Source organism: Methylobacterium sp. M6A4_1b (genome assembly GCF_053345175.1).
Map to the genome: position 1 here is coordinate 16,876 of NZ_JBKEZQ010000030.1, position 23,536 is coordinate 40,411.

Here is a 23,536-nt window from a genome sequence, read left to right on the forward strand (position 1 = left end):
TGCCCGACCGGCCGCCGGCCCCGCGCAGGAAGGATCACGATGCCGACCCTCGACGACCTGAACCAGGCCCCGCGCGACGATGTCGTCGCCGCCCTCGGGGCGGTGTTCGAACACGCGCCCTGGGTCGCCGAGGCGGTCGCCGCGCAGCGGCCGTTCCCCACGGTCGAAGCCCTGCTCGCCGCGATGCGGGGGGCGGTGGAGGCGGCCCCCGAGGCGGCGCGCCACGCGCTCCTCACCAACCACCCGGAGCTCGCCGGACGCGCCGCCCGCGCCGGGACCATCGCCCCCGATTCCCTGGCGGAGCAGGCCGGCGCCGGTCTCGACCGGCTGTCGGAGGCGGCGTACGAGCGGTTCGCGGCCCTGAACGCGGCGTATGGCCGGACCTTCGGGTTTCCCTTCATCCTCTGCATCAAGCGTCACGGCCGCGCCTCGCTGCTGCGAACCTTCCAGGCGCGCCTCGCCGCCGATCCGGAAACGGAGCGCCGGACCGCCCTGTCCGAGGTGTTCCGCATCGCCGCCCTCCGCCTCTGCGCCCTGGTGAGCGGGCCGGGCGCGCCGCGCGTCGCGGGCCGGATCTCCACCCACGTCCTCGACACCGTCGCGGGCCGGCCGGCGCCGGGCGTCCCGGTGGAACTCCACGAATGGGTGTCCGACACCGAGACCGCCCTGGTGGCCCGCACCGTGACCAATGCCGACGGGCGCACCGACGCGCCGCTGATCGGCGGCCGCCCGGTGCCGATCGCCCCCTACGAGTTGCGCTTCCGCATCGGCGATCACTTCCGCGCCACCTGTCCGGGCCTGCCCGAGCCGCCCTTCCTCGACGTCGTGACGCTCCGCTTCGGCGTCGCCGATCCGGAGGGGCATTACCACGTGCCGCTGGTGGCGAGTCCGTGGAGCTACCAGACCTATCGCGGCAGTTGAGCGCCGTCGGCTCCCGGATCGTCCGCGTCCCTCCGATCCCGCAAAACCCTGCGATTCCAGCCGGCTCCGGCATGTCCTTTGCGTGCAATCTGATCGAAGGCCCGTCGGGCGACACGCGGGAAGGGCAGGCTTTGATCCATCGGTTTTCGATCCGGAGCCCGATCGGGCGCGGTCTCGCCGCCGCGCTGCTCACCATCGGGTTCCTGGCGCTTGCCCCGGCCGCCCGCGCCCAGGGCACGCTGATCGCGCCGGGCGGCCAGCCCCGGGTCACCGCCCCGGGAGGCCTGCGCGGCCGGGCCGCCCTTCGCCAGCGGCACAAGGCTCGACCCAGGACGAGGCTCCACCGCTGAATCGTCCCCGCCCCGCCTGTCCTCCGGAGACAAGACCCGCATGACCCGTGTCCTCAGCCTTCTCGTTCTCTCCCTCGGCCTTGCCGGCCCGGTCCTGGCCCAGAGCTTCGGCGCGCCAGCCGGCATGGAGGGCGCCACCGCACCGGGCGGGACCGAGGGCCGGGCCGGGCCACGCAACGAGGCGGAGGCGATCCGCAGCGGCGAAGCGATCCCGGTCCCGCCCACGGCCGGCGGCGTCCCGGCCGAGGACATGCCCGCGCGCGGCACCGAGGCCCCGCCCGCGCGCCCCTGACGCTCAGGGCGCGAAGGCGGCGATGAGTTCGGCCGCCACCAGGGCGGCGATCACGGCGGGGCGCTTGTCGCGCACCCGGTGCCCGCCGATCGGGCAGACGAGGCGGGCCAGCGCCGCTTCGTCGAGGCCCATCGCCCGGAAGGCCGAGAGGAACGTCGCCCGCTTCGTGGCGGACCCGATCAGGCCGAGATACGCGAAGGCGTTCGCTTCGAGCAGGCCGGCGCAGACCAGGCTGTCGAGGGTGTGGCTGTGGGTCACCACCACATGGGCGGCCCCCGGCGGCGCCGATTCCGCCACGGCGCTGACGGAGCCGACGACGCGCGCGACGCGCGTCCCCGAGACCCGCGCGATCTCCTCGGGGCGCTCGTCGACGATCCGCGTGCGGAACGGCAGCGGGTCGAGGGCGAGGGCCAGGGCGCGGCCCACATGGCCGGCGCCGTAGATCGTCACCAGGGGTGCCTGCGCCGCGGCCCGGGCCTCCCGGGCCTGCAGGGCGGCGAGCGTATCGGCACCGGCCCGGCGGATCGCGAGGGTCACGTGCCCGCCGCAGCACTGACCGGTCTCGGGCCCGAGGGGCATGCGCAGGGAGGCCTCGCCCTCCTGCGCCGCCAGGAGTTCCCGGGCACGGGCGATGCTCGCCCACTCGTAGGTCCCGCCCCCGATGGTTCCGGCGACGCGGTCCGGCATCACCAGCATGGCGGTGCCGGCCTCCCGGGGCGTCGAGCCCCGCGCCTCCGAGAGCGCGACGAGGGCCACCGGCTCGCCCATCGCGAGGGCGGTCGCCAGAACCTCCGACAAGGCCTCCGAGGGGCCGGAACTCACGGCTGCGCGGATGGCGCGGGTTCGGCCAGCGCCCGCATCCGGTCGACGGCGTCGAGGACGCGCTCGGGCGTCGCGGGAGCGTCGAGGCGGGGACAGTGCCGATGGCCGGCGACGCTCGCCACCGCGTCCGACAGGGCGTGCAGGCCGGCGATGCCGAGCATCAGGGGCGGCTCGCCCACCGCCTTCGAGCGGTAGATCGTCTCCTCGCGGTTCTCGTTCTCGTAGAGCGCCACGTTGAAGATGCGCGGGCGGTCGCCGCAGGCCGGGATCTTGTAGGTGGAGGGCGCGTGGGTGCGTAAGGCGCCCTTGCCGTCCCACCACAATTCCTCGGTGGTGAGCCAGCCGAGCCCCTGGATGAAGCCGCCCTCGATCTGGCCCCTGTCCACGGCCGGATTCAGGGAGCGGCCGCAATCGTGGAGGATGTCGGCCCGCTCGATCCGGTACTCGCCCGTCAGCGTGTCCACCGCCGCCTGCACGCAGGCCGCCCCATAGGCGAAATAGTAGAACGGGTGCCCACGGCCCGCGTCCCGGTCCCAGTGGATGGTGGGCGTCTTGTAGAAGCCGGTGGCCGAGAGCTGCACGCGGGCGAGGTAGGCCTTGTGGATCAGTTCGCCCCAGGCGATCTCCTGGTTCCCCACCCGGACCCGGTTGGGCAGGAACAGCACCGTCTCGGGCTGCACGCTCCAGGCTTCCGCCGCGAAGGCGACGAGGCGGCCCTTCAGGGTCTGGGCGGCGGCGCGGGCCGCCATGCCGTTGAGGTCGGCCCCCGAGGAGGCGGCGGTGGCCGAGGTGTTGGGCACCTTGCCGGTGGTCGTCGCGGTGATGCGGACGCGGTCGGCGTCGATCTGGAACTCCTCGGCCACCACCTGCGCCACCTTGACGTAGAGCCCCTGGCCCATCTCGGTGCCGCCGTGGTTCAGGCCGACCGAGCCGTCGTTGTAGATGTGCACCAGCGCGCCGGCCTGGTTGTAGGCGGTGGAGGTGAAGGAGATGCCGAACTTCACGGGGGTCAGGGCGATGCCGCGCTTGATCACCGGGCTCGTCGCGTTGGCCGCGTGCAGGGCGGCGCGCCGGCCGGCATAGTCGCAATCCGCTTCGAGTTTGCCCACCAGGTCCCGGATGCAATTGTCGGCGATGGTCTGGTGGTAGGGGGTGACGTTGTCGGTCTCGGTCCCATAGAAATTGCGCTTGCGCACCTCGAGCGGGTCGAGGCCACAGGCATAGGCCACCTCCTCGATCACCCGCTCGGCCGCCACCATGCCCTGGGGTCCGCCGAAGCCCCGGAAGGCGGTGTTGGACTGGGTATGGGTGCGGTAGGGCCGCGAGGTCAGGTGCACCGCCGGGTAATGGTAGCAATTGTCGGCGTGGAACAGCGCCCGGTCGGTGACCGGTCCCGACAGGTCGGCGGCCCAGCCGCAGCGGGCGGCGAGTTGCATGTCGACGGCCAGGATCCGTCCGTCCGCGTCGTGGCCCACGAGGTAGTCGACCTCGAAGTCGTGGCGCTTGCCGGTGATGACCATGTCGTCGTCGCGGTCGGGCCGGATCTTGGCGGCGCGGCCGGTCTTCTTGGCGACCAGCGCGGCGACGCAGGCGAACAGGTTCGACTGGCTCTCCTTGCCGCCGAAGCCGCCGCCCATCCGGCGGACCTCGGCCGTCACGGCGGAATTCACCGTGCCGAGCACCTTGGCGACGAGGGCCTGGGCCTCGGACGGGTGCTGGGTCGAGGTGTGGACCGTGACCTCGTCGTCCTCGCCCGGGATCGCGAGGGCGATCTGGCCCTCGAGGTAGAAGTGCTCCTGGCCCCCGATGGCCATGCGGCCGCGGACGATGCCGGGGGCCTGCGCCAGCACCGCGTCGGAATCGCCGCGCGTCAGGGTCATGGGCGGCCAGACGAGGTGTCCGTCGGCCCGCGCCTCACGATAGGTGAGGACGGGGACGAGGTCCTCGTAGGTGATGCTCGCCAGGCGCGCGGCGCGCCGCGCCGCATCGCGGGTGAGGGCCGCCACGGCGAAAATCGGCTGTCCGAGATAGGACACCGTGTCCTCGGCGAGCATCGGCTCGTCGTCCCGGTGCGAGGCGGAGATCTCGTTGACGCCGGGCACGTCGGCGGCGGTGAACACCGCCACCACGCCCTCCGCTGCGCGCACGGGGGAAAGGTCCACCGAGACGAGGCGGGCATGGGCGCGCTCGCTCAGCCCCAGGCAGACGTGGAGCAGGCCGGCCGGCTCGGCCGCGTCGTCGATATAGACCGCCGATCCGCTGACGTGGCGCGCCGCGCTGTCGTGGATGCGTGGGGTGTGGGCCCCGCCCGCGATCCGGTCGTCCGCCTTGAGGGCAGGGGGCGCGAGATCACGCATGGGCCAGGGCTCCCACGGGAGCCAGACGGGTCTCCGGCGCACGCGGCGAGGCCTCGTGGATCAGGCGCTCGATGAGGTTGCCGGCGACCCGGAGGCGATAGGCGGCCGAGGCCCGCATGTCGGTGAGCGGAGTGAAGTCCCGGGCCAGCGCCGCCTTGAAGGCGGGGACCGATGCGGGGTCGAGGGGCCGGCCCACCAGGGCGGCCTCGGCCTGCGCGGCCCGCTTCGGGGTTCCCGCCATGCCCCCGTAGGCGATGCACGCCTCTGCAACGAGGCCGCCGTCGAGGGTCAGGCGGAAGGCGCCGAGCACGGCGGAGATGTCCTCGTCGAAGCGCTTCGAGATCTTGTAGACCGAAAGGCGCGCCCCCCGCGGCAGCGCCGGGATGGTGACGCCGGTGACGATCTCGCCGGCGGCCCGGTCCTGCCGACCATAGGCGACGAAGAAGTCTTCGAGCGGCAGGTCCCGGGGACCGCTCCGGCTCGCGAGGTGGAGCGTGGCGCCCAGCGCGATCAGGGCGGGCGCCGCGTCGCCGATGGGCGAGCCGTTGGCGATGTTGCCCCCGAGCGTGCCGGCATTGCGGGTCTGGGCCGCGCCGTGGCGCCGGAACAGCTCGCCGAGATCCGGGTGCCGGTCGGCGAGGGCGGCGCCCGCCGCCGCCAGGGTGACGCCCGCGCCGATGCGCAGGCCCTGCGGGGTTTCCGCGATGGTCGCGAGGTCGCGCACCCGCCCGAGCCAGATCACCGGGTCGAGGACCCGCAGGCCCTTGGTCACCCAGAGGGCGACGTCGGTGGCGCCGGCCACGATCGTCGCCTCCGGATGCACGGTCACGAGGTCCACGAGGGCGCGGGTGGTGGCCGGCGCCAGGAAGCGGCCCTTCGGCCCGGAGACCGCCACGGTCTCGTCGTCGCGAAGGGCCAGCAGCCGGGCGAGGGTGTCGTCGTGGGCGGCGTCGAAGGCGTCCGCCTCGGGCGCGGCCAGCGCCCGCTCGGCGGCGCGCACGATGGGGGCATAGCCGGTGCAGCGGCAGAGGTTGCCGGCGAGCGCGTCGTCGATGGGGCTCGGCGAGACCCAGACCTCACCGGCCGCCGCGGGCGGGTCCTTGGTCAGGGCGAAGAGCGACATCACGAAGCCCGGCGTGCAGAAGCCGCATTGCGAGCCGTGCTCCTCCACCATCAGGCGCTGCACCGGATGCAGGGTCCCGTCGGCCGCGCGCAGGTGCTCCACGGTCAGGAGCTGGCAGCCGTCGAGCATGCCGAGGAACGTGATGCAGGCATCGACGGTGCGGTAGCGCAGGCGCTCGGCGCCGGCCGGGCCTTCGGGACGCACCACGACCACCGTGCAGGCGCCGCAATCGCCCTCGTTGCAGCCCTCCTTGGTGCCGATCAACCGCTCGGACCCGCGCAGCCAGTCGAGCACGGTCAGGGTCGGGTCGCAGGCCTCGATCGTGCGCGCCTCGTGACCGAGGAGGAAACGGATGGCGTGTCTCATGCGGCCTCTCATGGTGGAACGCGGATCCCTCCCTCCGATGCGGGAGAGGGGAGCACCGGGTCCGGGGACGTCGCCCCTTGCCCGGTCGCTCCGCGACCACGCTCCCCCGCGAAGGGGGGAGGGGTCTCGATCCGCCTATTGCGGCAGCTTGTCGTCGATGCCCTTCACGTACCAGTTCATGCCCAGGATCATCGGATCGGGCGCGTTCTCGCCCGCCTTCACCACCTCGGTGCCGTCCTGCTTGAACACGGGGCCGTGGAACGGATGGAGCGTGCCGTCCGCGATCGCCTTCTTGCTGGCCTCGGCCTTGGCCTTGACGTCGTCGGGCATGTTGGCGAAGGGCGCCAGCACGACCATGCCGTCCTTGATGCCGCCCCAGGTGTCGTGGCTCTTCCAGGTGCCGTCGAGGACGGCCTTGGCCTCCTGGATGACGTAGCCGTCCCAGTCGTCGACGATCGAGGTCAGCTGGGCCTTCGGGGCGAAGCGCATCTGGTCGGAGGATTGTCCGAAGGCGAGCTTGCCCTGCTTCTGCGCCTCCTGCAACGGCGCGGCGGAATCGGTGTGCTGCGACAGGATGTCGGCGCCCTGGGCCAGCAGGGCCTTCGCGGCCTCGGCCTCCTTGCCCGGGTCGAACCAGGTGTTCACCCAGACGATCTTGAGCTTGATGTTGGGGTTCACGGACTGCGCGCCCAGCATGAAGGCGTTGATGCCGCTCACCACCTCGGGGATCGGGAACGAGGCGATGTAGCCCAGCGTGCCGGTCTTCGAGAGCCGGCCCGCGATCTCGCCGCAGATGTAGCGGCCCTCGTAGAACCGGGCCGAGTAGGTCGAGACGTTCGCCGCGCGCTTGTAGCCGGTGGCGTGCTCGAACTTCAGCTTGGGGAATTTCTTGGCGACCTTCAGGGTCGGCTCCATGAAGCCGAACGAGGTGGTGAAGATCAGGCCGTGGCCGGAGCGGGCGAGGCTCTCGATCGAGCGCTCGCTGTCGGCCTCGGGCACGTTCTCGAGGAAGCTGGTCTCGACCCGGTCGCCGAGCGCCGCCGCCAGCGCCTTGCGGCTCTGGTCGTGCTGGAACGAGTAGCCGTAATCGGCCACCGGGCCGACATAGACGAAGCCGACCTTCAGCTTCTCGCCGGGCTTCTTCTCCTGCGCCTGCGCTCCACCGATCCCGAGGACGAGAACGGCCAACAGGGCCCCCTGCACAATCCGCATCGATCCGATGTCCTTAAAGGTGTGACGCACGCCTAGCGGTGCGGGGTGAAGACCCGGCCGAGGGCCGCCGGGGCGAGGGAGCCGCCCTGCCGCCTGCCGAGGGAGAGCAAGACCAGGGCCAGGATGGTGGCGAGGTAGGGCAGGGCGGAGAGCGCCTGTCCCGGCAGGCCGAGACCGGCGGCCTGGGCATGGAGCTGGAGCACGGTGGCGCCGCCGAAGAGCATCGCGCCGGCCAGCACCCGCGGCGGGCGCCAGGAGGCGAAGACCACGAGGGCGAGGGCGATCCAGCCGCGCCCGGCCGTCATGGCGGGCGCCCAGAACGGGGTGTAGGCCAGGGACAGGTAGGCCCCTGCGAGACCCGCGCAGGCGCCCCCGAACAGCACGGCGAGGAAGCGCGCCTTGCGGACCTTGAGCCCGAGGGCGTGGGTCGCGGTGTGGTCGTCGCCGATGGCCCGGAGGATCAGGCCGGCGCGGGTCCGCCACAGGAACCACCACACGCCCGCCACCAGCGCGAAGGCGAGGTAGACGAAGCCGTCCTGCCCGAAGAGCAGGCGGCCGATGCCGGGCAGGTCGGTGAGGCCCGGAATCGCCAGCTGCGGCGCCGGCTCCCGCTTCAGGCCCACGTAGGCGGCGCCGACGAGACCCGAGAGCCCGAGACCGAGGATCGTCATGGCGAGGCCGGAGGCGACCTGGTTGGCGCTGAGCACCACCGTCAGGATGCCGAACAGGGCCGAGAGGGCGAGGCCCGCACCGGCGCCGGCGGCGGCGCCCGCCAGCGTCGAGCCGGTCTCCACCGCCACCGCGAAGCCGGTGGCCGCGCCCAAGACCATCATGCCCTCGACGCCGAGATTGAGCACGCCCGCGCGCTCGGCGACGAGTTCGCCGAGCGCCGCGATCATCAGCGGCGTGGCGGCGGCGACGATGGTGACGAGCACCATCTGGACGATGTCGAGGCTCACGCCGTGGAAGGTCATGCGGTCGCTCCCGGCACGAGGCGGACCCGATAGCGCGACAGGGCGTCGGCCCCGAGCACCAGGGCGAGCAGCAGGCCCTGGAAGGCCCGGGTCAGGTCGAGGGGCAGCTTCAGGTCGATCTGCGCGCCCTCGCCGCCGATGGTGGTCAGCGCGATGACGAGGGCCGCCACAAGGATCCCCACCGGGGAGAGCCGGCCGAGGAAGGCCACGATGATGGCGGTGAAGCCGTAGCCCGGCGAGATCGAGGGCTGGAGCTGGCCGATCTTGCCCGCCACCTCGGCGATCCCGGCGAGCCCCGCCGCCCCTCCCGAAACCGCGAAGACCGCCAGCGTCAGGCGGGCGTCGCTGAAGCCGGCGAAGCGCGCCGCGCGGGGACTGGCGCCCACCACCCGCACGGTGAAGCCGAACAGGGTGCGGGAAAGGACCAGGGTGGCGAGGACGATGGCGGCGAGCGCGATCGCCACGCCGGCATGCAGGGTGTCGCCTTCCATCAGGTAGGGCAGGCGGGCGGCGTCATCGAAGGTGACGCTCTGGGGGAAGTTGAAGCCGGCCGGATCGCGTAAGGGACCGCGTGCCATGTAGTCGAGCAGCAGTTCGGCCACGTAGACCAGCATCAGGCTGGTGAGGATCTCGGAGACCCCGAGACGGACCTTGAGCAGGGCCGGGATCAGCCCGTAGAGCAGGCCCGCGAGGGTGCCGACGATGAGCATCAGGGGCAGCACCCAGAGGGTGTTGCCGGCAGCCCCGTGGGTGGCGACGCCGATCCAGCCGCCGAACAGGCCGCCGACCACGAACTGGCCCTCGGCGCCGATATTCCAGATGTTGGCGCGAAAGCAGAAGGCGAGGCCGGTGGCGATGAGGGCGAGGGGCGCCGCCTTCAGGGCCACCTCCTGCAGGGACCAGACCTCGCTCAGGGGGGCCACGAAGTAGGTGACGAAGGCGGCGGCCGGGGAGCGGCCCATGGCGGCGACCACGAGGCCCCCGACCACCAGGGCGGCGGCGAAGGCCAGGATGGGCGAGAGCGCGTCCATCAGGGCCGAGCGGTTGGTCCGCGGCGTCAGGTCAATGCGCATGGGTCGGCTCCCGGGCGAGGTCCGGGGGGATCGCCGCCGGCACGGCCGCGGGCGCGGGCGCCGCCCCGCCCATGAGCAGGCCCAGGGTCTCGCGGGTGGTCTCGGCCGCCGGCACCGCCGGCGACAGGGCGCCGTCGTGCAGCACGGCGATGCGCCCGGCGATCTCGAACAATTCGTCGAGGTCCTGGCTGATCACCAGGACGGCGGCGCCGCGCCCGGCCAGATCGAGGAGCGCCTGCCGGATATGGGCGGCGGCCAGCGCATCGACCCCCCAGGTCGGCTGGTTGACCACGAGGATGCCGGGCTCGGCCAGGATCTCGCGGCCCATCAGGTATTTCTGCAGGTTGCCGCCCGACAGGGTGCCGGCGGCGGGGTCGGGTCCGGCCTTGCGCACGTCGAAGGCGCCGATCACGGCCTGGGCCAGGGCCTTCGCGGCGGCGCGGCGCAGGAACCCGAAGCGGCTCAGGCCGGCCGTCGCATGGCGCGACAGGATGGCGTTGTCGGACAGGCTCAGGGTCGGGGCCGCGCCGTGGCCGTTGCGCTCCTCCGGCACGAAGCCCGCTCCGCCCCGCCGCCGGGCCGTGATGCCGCGGCGCCCGGACGCGACGCCGTCGAACCGCACCATCCCGGCCTCGGGCGCCAGGGCCTCGCCCGAGAGCGCGTCGAACAGTTCGGCCTGGCCGTTCCCGGCGATGCCCGCGATGCCCACGATCTCGCCGCCGCGCACGGTGAGCGAGACGCCGTCGAGAGCGGTGCCGTGCAGGCCGGGGGCGGGGAGGGCGAGCCCGGACAGGACCAGGCGCGCGGGCCCGGCCGGCATCCCCGAGGGCGGCGTCACCTCGCCCACCTGCGCGCCCACCATCATGGCGGCCATCGAGCGCGCGGTCTCGGCGCGCGGGTCGCAGGTGCCCACCACCCGGCCGCCGCGCAGGATGGTGGCGCGCGCGCAGAGCCGGCGCACCTCGTCGAGGCGATGCGAGATGTAGAGGAGCGCCCGACCCTCGTCCCGCAGGCGCTCCAGCACGGTGAACAGCAGCTCCGCCTCGCCCGGCGTCAGCACCGAGGTCGGCTCGTCGAGGATCAGGAGCTTGGGGTCCTGCAGCAGGCAGCGGATGATCTCGATGCGCTGGCGCTCGCCGGCCGACAGCGACCAGACCGGACGGTCGGGATCGAGATGCAGGCCGTAGGTGGCGCCGACCGCGCCGATGCGCGCCTTCAGGGTCCCGCCGCTCAGGGCCGGGGGCATCACCAGGGCGATGTTCTCGGCGACGGTGAGATTCTCGCACAGGGAGAAGTGCTGGAACACCATGCCGATGCCGAGCGCCCGGGCCGCTTCCGGATTGGCCAGACGCACCGCGTCGCCGCGATGGGTGACCACCCCCTCGGTGGGCTCCAGGAGCCCGTACAGGATCTTCATCAGGGTCGACTTGCCGGCCCCGTTCTCGCCGAGCAGCGCGTGGATCTCCCCGGCCCGGATCTCCAGGTCGACCCCGTCATTGGCCGTGAAGTCGCCGAAGCGCTTGACGATGCCGTAGGCGCCGAACAGGGGAGTCGGCCCCTCCGTCCGGACAGGGGGCGCGACGGGCGCCACCCTAGAGCGTCCCGAACAGCGTGTGGGCGAGGCGGGTATGGGCCTCGCGCAAGTGCCCGGTCTCGATCCCCAGGGGCTGGCCGTCGACCACGCGCCAGGCGCCCGCCACCATCACCCGGTCGGCCCGGTGGGCGCCGCAGAGCACCAGGGCGGCCAGCGGATCGTGCGCGCCGGAGAAGCGCAGTTCGTCGAGGGTGAACAGGGCGAGGTCCGCCTCCCGGCCCTCCGCGATCCGGCCGATGTCGCTGCGCCCGAGGCAGGCGGCGGAGCCCTCCGTCGCCCAGCGCAGGGCGTCGAGATGGGTCACGGCCTCGGCCCCGTAGGTCAGGCGGTTGATCATCAGGGCGTGGCGCACGCCCTCCATGAGGTTCGAACTGTCGTTGGAGGCCGAACCGTCGACGCCGAGGCCGACGGGGCTGCCCGCCGCCTCCAGTTCGCAGGTCCGGCACTGGCCCGAGGCCAGGGTCATGTTCGAGGTCGGGCAGTGGCAGACGCCCACGCCGGCGGCACCGAGGCGCCTCACCTCGGCATCGTCGAAGTGGATGCCGTGGGCGAGCCAGGTGCGCGGCCCCATCCAGCCGACCTCCTCCAGATAGTCCACCGGGCGCTGGCCGAACATCGCGACGCAGTAGCGGTCCTCGTCGAGCGTCTCGCCGAGATGGGTGTGCAGGCGGCAATCGTGGGCGTCCGCCAGCGCCGCGCTCTCGCGCATCAGGCGCTTCGTCACGTTGAAGGGCGAGCAGGGGGCGAGCCCGATCTGCACCATCGCGCCGGGCTTCGGGTCGTGGAACAGGCGCAGGACCCGCTCGCTGTCGGCCAGGATGGTGTCGTCGTCCTGCGTCAGGCATTCGGGGGGCAGGCCGCCGTCGCGCTCGGACAGGCTCATGGAGCCGCGGGTGACGAAGGCGCGGATGCCGAGCGGCCCGGCCTCCTCCACCTGGATGTCGACGGAGGATTCGAGGCCCTTGGGGAAGAGGTAGTGGTGGTCGCCCGCCGTGGTGCAGCCGGAGAGCAGGAGCTCGGTATAGGCCAGCCGCGTCGCCAGCCGGAACGCCTCCGGGGTGATCCGGTCCCAGACGGTGTAGAGCGCCTTCAGCCAGGGGAAGAGGGGCTTGTTGATCGCCACCGGATGGGCGCGGGTCAGCGTCTGGAAGAAGTGGTGGTGCGTGTTGACGAGGCCCGGGATGACCACGTGGCGCGCGGCATCGAAGGTCTCGTCCACCGGGGCGGCGGGCGCCGCGCCCGTCCGCACCCGCTCGACGATGCGGGTGCCCTCGACGACGATGCCGCCGCCGGAATCCTCGGCCAGGATCGCCAGGGGGTTGCGGATCCAGAGGCGCTTCGATGGGCTGGCTTCGACCATTCTGTCCGTCTTCTCCTCAAGGTCCGCGCGCGCCGGCGCAGACATCCTGCATGGCGAGCGCGGATCGGTCGACGCGCGGCGCCCGGCTCCTACAGGACGTGGAAGGCGACACCGGCCAGGAAGCTCTTCTCCTCGGTGCCCTTGAAGTTGAAGCGCTCGATGTTGCCGAACTTGTTGTGCCAGTACTGGAACCCGACGAACACATCGACCCGGTTCGGCTGATCGTAGATCAGCTTGCCCAGGTCGAGAACCAGGTTGGTGCGCGACAGGAACTCCAGGCCCGTCTTCGGATTGAAGGCGAACGCCCCCGGATCGCGCACGCCCCGCCCCTTGGGCAGGACGATGTTGTTGAAGCCCGCGATGCTCAGGGGCAGGCCCGTGAAGGTCAGCGGGAAGTTGTAGACGATCTCGAACTCCGGCACGACGTCGAAGCTGACGTCGCGGTTGGGCGCCACGTTGAATCCGTTGCGGTTCCACTCCTTGTAGGCGTGCACCGAGGCGTTGAGGAAGCCCGCCGGCACGTCGAAGGCGAAGTTCAGGCCGCCCACCACGTCGCGCTTCTTGGAGCCGAAGGCGTCGTTCTGCGCGTTGGCGTCGAAGCCGAAGGCGAGGGACACGTCCTTGACGATCCCGGGCACCACGAAGGCCTTGGTGCCGGTGAGGGCGTTCAGGCTCAGGGTGCCGCGGTAGAGGCCGTAGGCCTCGGTGTTCCCGTAATCGTAGAAGGTCGGCACGCCGAAGCCGTCGGTGACGCCGGCGGGAAACTGGGCGCCCGACTTCAGGATGTCGAGGGAGAAGAAGTTCGTCCCGTAGGCCCACGCATCGGCGTGGGAGATGTTGAGGATGTGCTTGGGGGCGTCCTGATTGCGGAAGCTGCCGTCGGCCCGCTGGACCTGGCTGCCCGGGTTGGCCGCGGGAAACTGGTAGCGGTAGCTGACCTGGGTGTCGGAGAACAGGAAGAACCCGGAGGGGACCTCGGCGGGCGCCGCCGGAGCCTTCTCGGTCTTCAGATCGGCACCGATGGCCGGCGCGAGGGCGGAGAGGCACAGGGCCGCGGCCGCCATGGGCAGAGCGAACTTCGTGATGGTCATGTCGTCCCCCGGAGGCTTGCTCGCCCGTCGGATGTGCACCGCAGCAACCGGTATGCCAGCACGCGGGGCATCCGGGCATCGGCGCGCGAAGGCGACAAATCTGCAACAGCCGCGTCGGCCGAGCCCGGGACGGGACGGCCTTCCGCCCGGAATCCGATCCGACCCGCCTCCTGTGGCGACCTCGCCGAGCGGGCCTCCCCGTTCCGGGGCCAGAGCCGCCGGAACCACGCGGGACGGGGCCGAATCCCCGCATCCGCCGGCGCGGCGCCCTGGGTCTTTGGCGAAACCCGCACTAGGATGCGTCCACGACCTCCGGCTTGCCTCGTGGCCGTGCAGGCGAGTCCATCGAGAGCCCGTGCCCGCGTCCCAAACCCGTGCCGAACGCCTGGCGGACGAGATCGCCGGCGACATCCTCGCAGGAACCCTCGCGCCGGGCGTCCATCTCGACGAGCAGGTCCTCGCCAAGCGCTTCGGCGTCTCGCGCACGCCGGTGCGCGACGCCCTGCGCCTGCTCAGCGGGACCGGATTGATCGACCTTCGCCCCCGCATCGGCGCCACGGTGCGGACGATCACGCCCGACGAGCTCGACATGCTCTTCATCGCCATGGGCGAGGTCGAGGCGACCTGCGCGCGCCTCGCCACCCTGAGCATGACCCCCGCCGAGCGGGCCGCCCTGCAGAACCTGCACGAGGCGATGGGCCGCCTCGCCGAGGCCGGTGACCGGGAGGGCTACGCCGACGCGAACCAGACGTTTCACGGCGCCCTCTACACGGGAGCGCACAACAGCGTGGTGGAGGAGATCGCGATCTCCCTCCGGCAGCGCCTCACGCCCTATCGGCGGGCGCAGTTCCGGGCGCCCGGGCGCCTGCACCGCTCGCATGCGGAGCACGGCGCCGTCGTCCGCGCCGTGCTGTCGCGGGATGCGTCCGCGGCGAATGCCGCCATGCTGATCCACATGAGCATCGTCGAGGACGCGTTCGAGGCCGTGGACGCGGTCCCGGCCCAGGACCGTGCGACGGCCCGCGAGGCCCCGGGCCGGCGAAAGCGCGCGGCCATCGAACCGGCCGGCCTGCGCCTGGAGCGGCTGCGCCGCTGACCGCGCCGTTGAATGTCGCAGCCTGCCGGACAACGAGGCAGGATCGGGCATAATTTGGGCGTGTCGCGCGGCATCCGTGCATACATGATCGGGGCAGATTCGCGGTCGGGCGCAGCCTCTGCACGCCCGTCGCTGGGAACGACCCTCCGACCCGGTGCCCCGGCATGTCCCACATCCTCGCGGCCGAACCCGCCCCCCTGGCCCTCGATCCCGCGACCACCGCGCTGGTGATCATCGACATGCAGCGCGACTTCCTGGAGCCGGGCGGATTCGGCGAGACCCTGGGCAACGACGTGTCGCTGCTCCAGGCGGCCGTGCCGCCGATCCGCGCCGTCCTCGCCGCCGCGCGCCGGGCCGGGATTCTCATCGTGCATACACGGGAGGGCCACAAGCCGGACCTCTCCGATGCGCCGCCGGCCAAGCTGGAGCGGGGCGAGCCCTCCGCGCGGATCGGCGCGCCGGGTCCGATGGGCCGCATCCTGATCCGGGGCGAACCGGGCCACGGCATCGTCCCCGAGCTGGCGCCGATGCGGGGCGAAGTGGTCATCGACAAGCCGGGGAAGGGCGCCTTCTACGCCACCGATCTCGGAGCGGTCCTCGCCGCCCGCGGAATCAGCACCCTGCTGGTCTGCGGGGTCACCACCGAGGTCTGCGTCCACACGACGATCCGCGAGGGCAACGACCGCGGCTATCGCTGCGTGGCGATCGGGGACGGGTGCGCCTCGTACTTTCCCGAATTCCACCGGGTCGGCCTCGCGATGATCGCCGCGCAGGGCGGCATCTTCGGCTGGGTCGCCGACTCGTCGGTGGTGATCGCGGTCCTCGGCGCCGGGCGCTGAGCGCGGGTCCGACGCCCGACCGAAACCACGTCCAGGCACGCGGGAGCGGCACACCAGCAGGAAGGACCAGGGTCATGGCGGCGGACACACACGGGACGGGGCCGGCGACATCCGGAATCGGCGGGGGCTTCCGTCCGGGGCTCTGGGTGCCGGGCGACTGGAACGCCTTCTTCGGCTTCGGCACCAACATCCTCGTCAACCTCCTGGTGCTCACCGGCCTCCTGCGCTTCGTGCTCGGCATGCCCGACGCGATCACCTTCGGGCGCATCCTGCCGGCCATCGGACTGATGCTGTGCCTCTCCACCGCCTATTACGGCTGGCTCGCCTACCGGCTCGCCAAGGCGACCGGGCGCGACGACGTCTGCGCGCTGCCGTCGGGCATCAGCGTGCCGCACATGTTCATCGTGGTCTTCGTGATCATGCTGCCGATCAAGCTCGCCACCGGCGATCCGCTGAAGGCCTGGGAGGCGGGCCTCGCCTGGGTCTTCATCCAGAGCTTCATCCTGATGATCGGCGGATTCGCCGCCCCGGTGATCCGGCGGATCACCCCGCGGGCGGCGCTGCTCGGCACGCTGGCCGGCGTCTCCGTCACCTTCATCGCCATGCGCCCGGCCCTCGAACTCATCACCACCCCGGTGATCGGCGTCGTGGCCTTCGCGATCATCCTGCTCGCCTGGTTCGGGGGCCTGCGCTACCCGGGCCGCCTGCCGGCGGGCCTCGTGGCGATCCTGTTCGGGATGGTGGTGGCCTGGGGGGCCAAGCTGTTCGGCCTCGACCTGGGCGGCGTCAGCGGCCCCGGCCTCGCGGCGGCGCTCCAGGGCGTCGGCTTCTCGGTGCCGCTGCCCGCCGTCGGTCACGTCTTCTCGGGCTTCGACTTCATCGGGATCATCCTCGTGACCGCGATCCCGTTCGGCATCTACGACCTCGTGGAGGCCATGGACAACGTCGAGAGCGCCGAGGTGGCGGGCGACCCCTATCCCACCACCCGGGTGCTCACCGCCGACGGCGTCGTCAGCCTGATCGGCTGCCTGATGGGCAACCCCTTCATCAATGCGGTCTATATCGGCCATCCCGGCTGGAAGGCGATGGGCGGGCGCATCGGCTATTCCTTCGCCACCGGGGCGGTGGTCCTGCTCCTGTGCTGGCTCAACCTGGTCTCGCTCCTCTCCAGCCTCGTGCCCGTGGTCGCGATCGCCCCGATCCTGCTCTACATCGGCATGCTCATCGGCGCGCAGGCCTTCCAGGAGACGCCCCATTCCCACGCGCCGGCCATCGTGCTCGCCTTCGCGCCGCATCTCGCCGCCTGGGCCAAGACCCTGATCGACGGGGCGCTGGGCGCGGCCGGCACCAGCGCGGCGGCGGTGGGCCTCGCCAAGCTGGGGCAGGCGGGCGTGCTCTACGAGGGCCTGGGCGTCCTCGGCGAGGGCGCGATCCTGGGGGGACTGATCCTCGGCGCCATCGCGGTGTTCATCATCGAGCGCGACTTCGCCAAGGCGGCCGCCTTCGCCCTCGCCGGAGCGGCGCTGACCTTCTTCGGCTTCATGCACGGCCCCGCCGTCGGCATCGCGGTGACGCCCGGCCTGGCGCTTGCGTACGCGATGGTGGCGGCCCTGCTCTACGCCGCGGCGCGCTCCACGGCGGCCGCACCGGCACGGCCGCCCTCGACTCACGCCGCCGTGGCGGCAGAATAGACGCCGCTCCGCGTGGCCGGGATTCCGGCCGCGCGGGGGGGAACACCTCGGGAGGACGCTCATGTCGGAGCCCAACGACCCGCCGCCCGGCGGCCTCGACGCCTATATCGACGCGGCGGCCGGGCTGCTCGCCATTCCCCTCGATCCGGCCTGGATCGGCGCCATCGGCAGCAACCTCGCCGTCCTGCGCGCCGCGGCCGCCACCGTGGCCGCGTTTCCCCTGCCCGACGAGGCGGACGCCGCCCCGGTCTACGAAGCATGAGCGGATCCGACACGATGCCGGACCCGCGTCCCGATCCGAGCACGCTGACGGCCGAGGCGCTGGCGACGGCGTTTCGCGACGGAACCACGACCGCCGCCGCGAACGTCGCCGCGACCCTGGCGCGCATCGCGCGGGTCGACGGCGCGGTGAACGCCTTCACGGACGTGCTGGCGGAGCGCGCGCAGGCCCGTGCCGCGGCCGTGGACGCGGCCCAGGCACGCGGCGAGCCCGCGGGGCCACTGGCCGGCGTGCCCTTCGCGGTCAAGAACCTGTTCGACATCGCCGGCCTGCCGACCCGGGCCGGCTCGAAGATCAACCGCGACCGGGCCCCGGCGGCCCGCGACGGCGCCCTGGTGCGCCGGATGGAGGCGGCGGGCGCGATCCTGGTCGGCGGCCTCAACATGGGCGAATACGCCTACGACTTCACCGGCGAGAACGTCCATGACGGACCGACCCGCAATCCGCACGACCTCGGGCACATGTCCGGGGGCTCGTCCGGGGGCTCGGGGGGCGCCATCGGGGCCGGTCTGGTGCCGATCGCGCTGGGCTCCGACACCAACGGCTCGATCCGGGTGCCCTCCGCCTTCTGCGGCTGCTTCGGCCTCAAGCCCACCTACGGGCGCCTGACGCGGGCGGGCAGCTTCCCCTTCGTCGGCAGCCTCGACCATCTCGGCCCCATGGCCCGCAGCGTCACGGACCTCGCTCTCAGCTACGACGCCATGCAGGGGCCGGACCCGGAGGATGCCGTGGCCTCGACGCGGGCGGCCGAGCCGGTCCTGCCCGGCCTCGCCGAGGGCCTCGGCGGCCTGCGCGTCGCGGTGGCGGGCGGCTACTTCGCGCGCGGCGGAGACGCCGAGGCCTTCGCGGCGGTGGCCGCCGTCGCCCGCGCCCTCGGCGCCGCGCGCAGCGTCGAGATCCCGGAGGCGGCCCGCGCCCGGGCGGCGGCCTATCTCATCACGGCGGCGGAAGGGGCGGCCCTCCATCTCGACCGCCTGCGAAGCCGGGGTCACGCGTTCGATCCGGCCGTGCGCGACCGGCTGATCGCCGGGGCCATGATCCCCGCCCCGCTGGTCGAGCGCGCGCAGCGCTTCCGCCGCTGGTACCGGTCCGCCGTGCACGACCTGTTCCGCGAGGTCGACGTGATCCTGGCACCCGCCACCCCGTGCCGTGCGCCCCGCTCGGGGCAGACCACCTTCGTCCTCGACGGGGTGACCCTGCCGGTGCGGGCCAATATCGGCGTGTTCACCCAGCCGATCTCCTTCATCGGCCTGCCGGTGGTGGCGGTGCCGGTGCGCCTCGACGACGGCCTGCCCCTCGGCGTCCAGGTCATCGCGGCGCCCTGGCGCGAGGACCACGCCCTGCGGGTGGCCCACCAGCTGGAGCGGGACGGTGTGGTCCGGGCCTCCGTGGCGAACCTGTGAGCGAGGCCGCGATGATCATCGACGATCCGGCCGTGAAGGCCGAGGTGGAGGCCGCCTTCGCGGCCTACGAGGCGGCCCTGGTGGGCAACGACGTGCCGACCCTGGAGGCCCTGTTCCACGACGATCCGCGGACGATCCGCTACGGCGGAGGTGAGAACCTCTATGGGATGGACGCGATCCGGGCCTTCCGCCGGGCGCGCTCGCCCGAGGGCCTGGCCCGCGAGCTCCGGGACACGGTCATCACCACGTACGGTGCCGATACCGGGATCGCCATGACGCTGTTCACCCGGCCCGGCGCGCCGGGCCGGATCGGGCGCCAGAGCCAGACTTGGATCCGCTTTCCCGAAGGCTGGAAGGTGGTCGCCGCCCATGTGAGCGTCATCGAGGGCTGATCCGGCGGTCCCGGCGGATCAGGCGCCGTCGAGCGCCTTGGACAGGCGGCGCACGCGCCCCCCGCGCTTCTCGTAGGCGAAGAGCGCAGAGAGGCTCTGTCCGTCGGGCGCGGATGCGTCGCCCGGGGTGCCTTCCCCGTCGGCGTCCGGCAGCGGGGCCTCCGCCCCGGACGGGGCCGTGACGCGGGGGAGCAGGCGCAGGCCGGCCCGCCGCACCACCTCCCGGTCCCGCTCGATCCGGGCCGCCGTCTCGGCGTCGGTCCGAACCAGCGCGGAGGCGCCGTCCCGGAACCGGAGCTCGACGGACCAGGCCGGCTGCGCGTCGCCGCCGAGGACGTCGAGGCCGGCCTGCGCGATGGCGGCGGCGAGGCCCAGCGGGTTCGGCAGAGGGCCGGTGGCCGCCAGGGCCTCCCGCAGGCCCCGCGCGATGCCGCTGCGCCGCGGCGTCTCCCGCTCAGGCGGCGCGACGACCAGGTCCTCCAGGTCCTCGACCCCCCGCAGGCTTCCGTCGGGCAACCCGAAGACGCCGAATTCGTACGATCCCGGCCCAGGGCCGAACGTTCCGGCGGTGATCTGAATGGCGATCATCGGTACTTTCCGTCCGGGCCGATCCCGATGCCCGGGGGTTGAGAGGTCCATCAACGTCGAACCCCGTCAGGTGTCGCGAGGTCCTGTGTCGGAAACAGGGCCGCGCGCCCGGGATCGCATCGACGCCCTGCCACCGTGGAGATGGGATCGACGTCGAACAGCCACCTCCGACGCTTGACAGCGCGGGATCGAGCCCTGCCAAGGACGGATCAGGTTCACGCTTTCGAGGTTTACCCGGCATGCAGGTGATCGAGACGGAGATTCCGGCGGTGCGGCGGGTGGTGCCCGCGCGCTTCGGCGACGAACGCGGCTGGTTCTCGGAGACCTACCGGGCCGACATCCTGTCGCGCGCCGGCATCGCGGACGTGTTCGTCCAGGACAACCAGTCCTTCTCCGCCCCGCGCGGCACCGTGCGCGGCCTGCACTTCCAGCGCGCCCCCATGGCCCAGGCCAAGCTGATCCGGGTGCTCTCCGGCGCCATCCTGGACGTCGCCGTCGACCTGCGCCGCGCCTCGCCCACTTTCGGCCGGCACGTGGCCGTGCGCCTCGATGCGCAAGGCGGCGAGCAGCTCTACATCCCGGTCGGCTTCGGGCACGGCTTCTGCACCCTGGAACCCGACACCATGGTGGCCTACAAGGTCGCCGGCGGGGTCTACAGCCCCGAGCACGACGGCGGCCTGCTCTGGAACGATCCGGCGCTCGCCATCGCCTGGCCGGTGAGCGAGGCCGAGGCCCAGCTCTCGGCCAAGGACCGGGTCGCCCCGCGCCTGGCCGATCTTCCGCCGCTTTTCTGAAGCTCCTGCGGCGGACGATTCTTGCGGCGGACGATTCTTGCGGCGAACGGCCCGGCCGGCGCCGGTCCCGCCGCATCACCCCATCGCCGGATCGTCCATCGATCCGGCCTCACGAGAGACCCGTCATCCCATGCGCATCTTGGTCACCGGCGGCTGCGGCTTCATCGGATCGGCGCTCGTGCTGCACCTGGTGCAGGATCTGGGGCACGAAGTGGCGACCCTCGACGCGCTCACCTACGCAGCCAACCCGATCTCGCTCCAGCCGCTGGCGGACGACCCGCGCCACCGCCTGGTGGAGGCCGACATCTGCGATCCGGGAGCCGTGCACGCCCTCTACGCCGACTTCCGGCCCGAGGCGGTGATGCACCTGGCCGCCGAGAGCCACGTCGACCGCTCGATCACCGATCCGGGCGCCTTCATCCGCACCAACGTGGTCGGCACCCAGGTCCTGCTCGACGGGGCGCGCAGCCACTGGGAGACGCTGGCGGGACCCGAAAAGGCGGCCTTCCGCTTCCTGCACGTCTCCACGGACGAGGTCTACGGCTCGCTGCCGCCCGACGGCTTCTTCACCGAGGCGAGCCGCTACGACCCGCGCTCGCCCTACTCGGCCTCGAAGGCCGCCTCCGACCATCTCGCCCGCGCCTGGCACGAGACCTACGGCCTGCCCGTCCTGGTCACCAACTGCTCGAACAACTACGGCCCGCGCCACTTCCCCGAGAAGCTCATCCCGCTGATGATCCTCAACGCGCTGGAGGGCAAGCCGCTGCCCGTCTACGGCGACGGCCTGAACGAGCGCGACTGGATCCACGTGGAGGACCATGCCCGCGGCCTCGTGGCCGTGCTGGAGCGGGGCCGGGTCGGCGAGACCTACCTGCTCGGCGGGCGCGCGGTGCGCAACAACCTCGGCGTGGTCCAGGCGCTCTGCGCCGCCTTCGACCGCCTGCGCCCGGAGCAGGCCCCCCACGCGCGGCTGATCACCTATGTCGCCGACCGGCCCGGCCACGACCGGCGCTACGCCATCGACCCCGCCAAGGCCGAGGCCGAGCTCGGCTGGCACCCGACCCAGGACTTCGAGCGCGCCCTGGAGGAGACCGTGCGCTGGTATCTCGCCAACGAGGCCTGGTGGCGCCCGATCCGCGAGGGCCGCTACACCGGCGAGCGCCTCGGCCTGGGCACCGCCCCGAAGGCGGGGTGAGCCCGATGGCAGCCTCCGAGAACGCCGCACCGCGCGACATCCTGATCCTCGGCGGGGCCGGCCAGGTCGGCACCGAGCTGCAGGCGCCGGCGCTCTGGGACGCGGGCACGCGCCTGCACGCCCCGAGCCGCACGGCCCTCGACGTCACCGACGCCGCCGCGATCGCGGCGGCTCTCGGCGCGCGCCCCTACGCGGCGGTGGTCAACGCGGCCGCCTACACCGCGGTCGACCGGGCCGAGAGCGAGATCGCCGCGGCCTGGAGCCTGAACGCGGTGGCACCGGCACTGCTCGCCGCGGCCACCGCAGAGGCCGGCATCCCGCTCGTGCACGTTTCCACCGACTACATCTTCGACGGACGGACCGAGGCCCCCTGCACCCCCGACACGCCGGTCGACCCGCAGAGCGTCTACGGCGCCAGCAAGGCGGCCGGCGAGATCGCGGTGCGCAGCGCCAACCCGCGCCACGCCATCATCCGCACCGCCTGGATGATGAGCCCGCACCGGGGCAACTTCGTCAAGACGATGCTGCGCCTGGCGAACGAGCGCGAGCGCCTGAGCGTGGTCGACGACCAGCACGGCAGCCCGACCAGCGCGGGCGACCTCGCCGCCGGCCTGGCCCAGATCGCCCAGGCGCTGGCCCGCGACCCCGGCGCGCCCACCGGCACGCACCACTTCGTCAATGCGGGCGCCACCACCTGGTGCGGCTTTGCCCGCGCCATCGTGGCGGGCGCGGCCCGGCGCGGCGCCCGCGCGGTGCCGGTGGACGCCATTCCCACCAGCGCCTTCCCGACCCCGGCCCGCCGGCCGGCCTATTCGGTGCTCTCGACGGCGAGCCTCACGGCCGCCTACGGCCTGAGGCCGCGGCCTTGGGAACAGGCCCTGGACGACATCCTCGACCGGCTGGTCGGCCCCGAACGGACAACGACGGAGACACAGGCATGAAGGGGATCGTTCTGGCCGGCGGCACGGGCACGCGCCTGCACCCGGCCACCCTGTCGATCAACAAGCAGCTGCTGCCGGTCTACGACAAGCCGATGATCTACTACCCGGTCTCGGTGCTGATGCTGGCGGGCATCCGCGAGATCCTGATCATCTCCAGCCCCGAGCACCTCGACAACTACAAGCGCCTGTTCGGCACCGGCGAGCAGTTCGGGCTGTCCTTCAGCTACGCGCTCCAGCCCCGGCCGGAGGGGCTGGCCCAGGCCTTCCTGATCGGGCGCGAGTTCGTCGGCGACGACAGCGTCGCCCTGGTTCTGGGCGACAACCTGTTCTTCGGCTCGGGGATGCGCGAGATGCTGGCCCAGGCCCGCGCCCGCGAGACCGGCGCCACGGTGTTCGCCTACCACGTCGACGACCCCTCGGCCTACGGCGTGGTCACCCTCGGCCCCGACGGACGCCCCTTACGCCTCGTCGAGAAGCCGGTGACGCCCGAGAGCCCCTGGGCGGTGACGGGCCTGTACTTCTACGACAACCAGGTCCTCGACATCGCCGCCGGCGTGACGCCCTCGGCCCGGGGCGAGCTCGAGATCACCAGCGTCAACGAGGCCTATCTCGCGCGCGGGCAACTGCACGTGGAGCGCATGAGCCGCGGCTATGCCTGGCTCGACACGGGCACGCATGACAGCCTGCTGGAGGCGGCCGAGTTCGTGCGCACGCTCCAGCACCGCCAGGGCCTGCAGGTGGCCTGCCTGGAGGAGATCGCCTACCTGCAGGGCTTCATCGGC

Annotated in this window: 23 protein-coding genes; 13 read left to right on the forward strand and 10 right to left on the reverse strand. The window is 72.5% G+C overall.

Going from position 1 to position 23,536, the window contains the following annotated elements; all coding sequences use genetic code 11:
• Positions 1 to 39 precede the first annotated feature (39 nt).
• The 3 genes from uraD (at position 40) to ACLBWX_RS20180 (ending at position 1,563) form a co-directional block, all read left to right on the forward strand.
• A complete protein-coding gene (gene uraD, locus ACLBWX_RS20170) occupies positions 40 to 921 on the forward strand; it encodes a 2-oxo-4-hydroxy-4-carboxy-5-ureidoimidazoline decarboxylase (RefSeq protein ID WP_447678766.1) in 882 nt (293 codons plus the stop codon).
• A gap of 131 nt (positions 922 to 1,052) precedes the next feature.
• Entirely contained in the window at positions 1,053 to 1,271 is a 219-nt protein-coding gene (locus ACLBWX_RS20175; protein WP_447678767.1) for a hypothetical protein, read from the forward strand.
• Between the two features lie 40 nt (positions 1,272 to 1,311).
• On the forward strand, positions 1,312 to 1,563 hold the full coding sequence (locus ACLBWX_RS20180; RefSeq protein WP_447678768.1) for a hypothetical protein: 252 nt from the start codon (positions 1,312 to 1,314) through the stop codon (positions 1,561 to 1,563).
• Positions 1,564 to 1,566: 3 nt separating this feature from the next.
• On the opposite strand, the gene xdhC is transcribed toward ACLBWX_RS20180, so the two are convergent.
• The 9 genes from xdhC to ACLBWX_RS20225 all read right to left on the reverse strand — a co-directional run bounded on the left by xdhC (position 1,567) and on the right by ACLBWX_RS20225 (position 13,535).
• Complete coding sequence (xdhC, locus tag ACLBWX_RS20185) at positions 1,567 to 2,361, reverse strand: xanthine dehydrogenase accessory protein XdhC (protein WP_447678769.1); 795 nt, start codon at positions 2,359 to 2,361, stop codon at positions 1,567 to 1,569.
• 20 nt (positions 2,362 to 2,381) lie between these two features.
• Entirely contained in the window at positions 2,382 to 4,742 is a 2,361-nt protein-coding gene (gene xdhB / locus ACLBWX_RS20190; protein ID WP_447678770.1) for a xanthine dehydrogenase molybdopterin binding subunit, read from the reverse strand.
• Complete coding sequence (xdhA, locus tag ACLBWX_RS20195) at positions 4,735 to 6,231, reverse strand: xanthine dehydrogenase small subunit (protein ID WP_447678771.1); 1,497 nt, start codon at positions 6,229 to 6,231, stop codon at positions 4,735 to 4,737. The genes xdhB and xdhA overlap by 8 nt, the downstream gene beginning before the upstream one ends.
• Before the next feature lie 135 nt (positions 6,232 to 6,366).
• Entirely contained in the window at positions 6,367 to 7,443 is a 1,077-nt protein-coding gene (locus ACLBWX_RS20200; protein ID WP_447678772.1) for a BMP family ABC transporter substrate-binding protein, read from the reverse strand.
• Between the two features lie 32 nt (positions 7,444 to 7,475).
• Complete coding sequence (locus ACLBWX_RS20205) at positions 7,476 to 8,417, reverse strand: ABC transporter permease (RefSeq protein ID WP_447678773.1); 942 nt, start codon at positions 8,415 to 8,417, stop codon at positions 7,476 to 7,478.
• Entirely contained in the window at positions 8,414 to 9,490 is a 1,077-nt protein-coding gene (locus ACLBWX_RS20210) for an ABC transporter permease (protein WP_447678774.1), read from the reverse strand. Before ACLBWX_RS20210 ends, ACLBWX_RS20205 begins: the two co-directional genes overlap by 4 nt.
• Complete coding sequence (locus ACLBWX_RS20215) at positions 9,480 to 11,081, reverse strand: ABC transporter ATP-binding protein (protein ID WP_447678775.1); 1,602 nt, start codon at positions 11,079 to 11,081, stop codon at positions 9,480 to 9,482. The genes ACLBWX_RS20210 and ACLBWX_RS20215 overlap by 11 nt, the downstream gene beginning before the upstream one ends.
• Before the next feature lies 1 nt (position 11,082).
• Complete coding sequence (locus tag ACLBWX_RS20220) at positions 11,083 to 12,444, reverse strand: 8-oxoguanine deaminase (protein WP_447678776.1); 1,362 nt, start codon at positions 12,442 to 12,444, stop codon at positions 11,083 to 11,085.
• Between the two features lie 89 nt (positions 12,445 to 12,533).
• Entirely contained in the window at positions 12,534 to 13,535 is a 1,002-nt protein-coding gene (locus tag ACLBWX_RS20225) for a hypothetical protein (protein WP_447678777.1), read from the reverse strand.
• Between the two features lie 355 nt (positions 13,536 to 13,890).
• Between ACLBWX_RS20225 and ACLBWX_RS20230 the strand changes: the two genes are divergently transcribed.
• The 6 genes from ACLBWX_RS20230 (at position 13,891) to hpxZ (ending at position 19,236) form a co-directional block, all read left to right on the forward strand.
• Positions 13,891 to 14,631: a GntR family transcriptional regulator gene (locus tag ACLBWX_RS20230; protein ID WP_447678778.1), complete on the forward strand. Its 741-nt coding sequence runs from the start codon at positions 13,891 to 13,893 to the stop codon at positions 14,629 to 14,631.
• Between the two features lie 164 nt (positions 14,632 to 14,795).
• Positions 14,796 to 15,470: a cysteine hydrolase family protein gene (locus tag ACLBWX_RS20235; protein ID WP_447678779.1), complete on the forward strand. Its 675-nt coding sequence runs from the start codon at positions 14,796 to 14,798 to the stop codon at positions 15,468 to 15,470.
• A gap of 74 nt (positions 15,471 to 15,544) precedes the next feature.
• The gene (locus ACLBWX_RS20240; protein ID WP_447678780.1) at positions 15,545 to 17,161 is read left to right on the forward strand and encodes a regulator; all 1,617 of its coding nucleotides are present in this window, start codon (positions 15,545 to 15,547) and stop codon (positions 17,159 to 17,161) included.
• A 61-nt stretch (positions 17,162 to 17,222) separates the two neighbouring features.
• Positions 17,223 to 17,423, forward strand: coding sequence for an AtzG-like protein (locus ACLBWX_RS20245; protein WP_447678781.1), 201 nt, complete (start codon positions 17,223 to 17,225; stop codon positions 17,421 to 17,423).
• Complete coding sequence (locus ACLBWX_RS20250; protein WP_447678782.1) at positions 17,420 to 18,844, forward strand: AtzE family amidohydrolase; 1,425 nt, start codon at positions 17,420 to 17,422, stop codon at positions 18,842 to 18,844. The genes ACLBWX_RS20245 and ACLBWX_RS20250 overlap by 4 nt, the downstream gene beginning before the upstream one ends.
• A gap of 11 nt (positions 18,845 to 18,855) precedes the next feature.
• A complete protein-coding gene (gene hpxZ / locus ACLBWX_RS20255; protein WP_447678783.1) occupies positions 18,856 to 19,236 on the forward strand; it encodes an oxalurate catabolism protein HpxZ in 381 nt (126 codons plus the stop codon).
• A gap of 18 nt (positions 19,237 to 19,254) precedes the next feature.
• Here the strand turns inward: hpxZ and ACLBWX_RS20260 are convergent, their stop codons facing one another.
• The gene (locus ACLBWX_RS20260) at positions 19,255 to 19,824 is read right to left on the reverse strand and encodes a hypothetical protein (RefSeq protein ID WP_447678784.1); all 570 of its coding nucleotides are present in this window, start codon (positions 19,822 to 19,824) and stop codon (positions 19,255 to 19,257) included.
• A 239-nt stretch (positions 19,825 to 20,063) separates the two neighbouring features.
• Here ACLBWX_RS20260 and rfbC point away from each other — a divergent pair, with 239 nt between their 5' ends.
• From rfbC to rfbA, 4 genes are all read left to right on the forward strand, one after another.
• Positions 20,064 to 20,618, forward strand: a complete 555-nt coding sequence (rfbC, locus tag ACLBWX_RS20265) for a dTDP-4-dehydrorhamnose 3,5-epimerase (protein WP_447678785.1) — start codon at positions 20,064 to 20,066, stop codon at positions 20,616 to 20,618.
• A 130-nt stretch (positions 20,619 to 20,748) separates the two neighbouring features.
• On the forward strand, positions 20,749 to 21,813 hold the full coding sequence (gene rfbB / locus ACLBWX_RS20270; RefSeq protein ID WP_447678178.1) for a dTDP-glucose 4,6-dehydratase: 1,065 nt from the start codon (positions 20,749 to 20,751) through the stop codon (positions 21,811 to 21,813).
• 5 nt (positions 21,814 to 21,818) lie between these two features.
• Entirely contained in the window at positions 21,819 to 22,754 is a 936-nt protein-coding gene (gene rfbD / locus ACLBWX_RS20275) for a dTDP-4-dehydrorhamnose reductase (RefSeq protein WP_447678177.1), read from the forward strand.
• Positions 22,751 to 23,536, forward strand: a 786-nt coding sequence (gene rfbA / locus ACLBWX_RS20280) for a glucose-1-phosphate thymidylyltransferase RfbA (protein ID WP_447678786.1), incomplete at its 3' end; no start/stop codon positions are given. The genes rfbD and rfbA, both read left to right, overlap by 4 nt.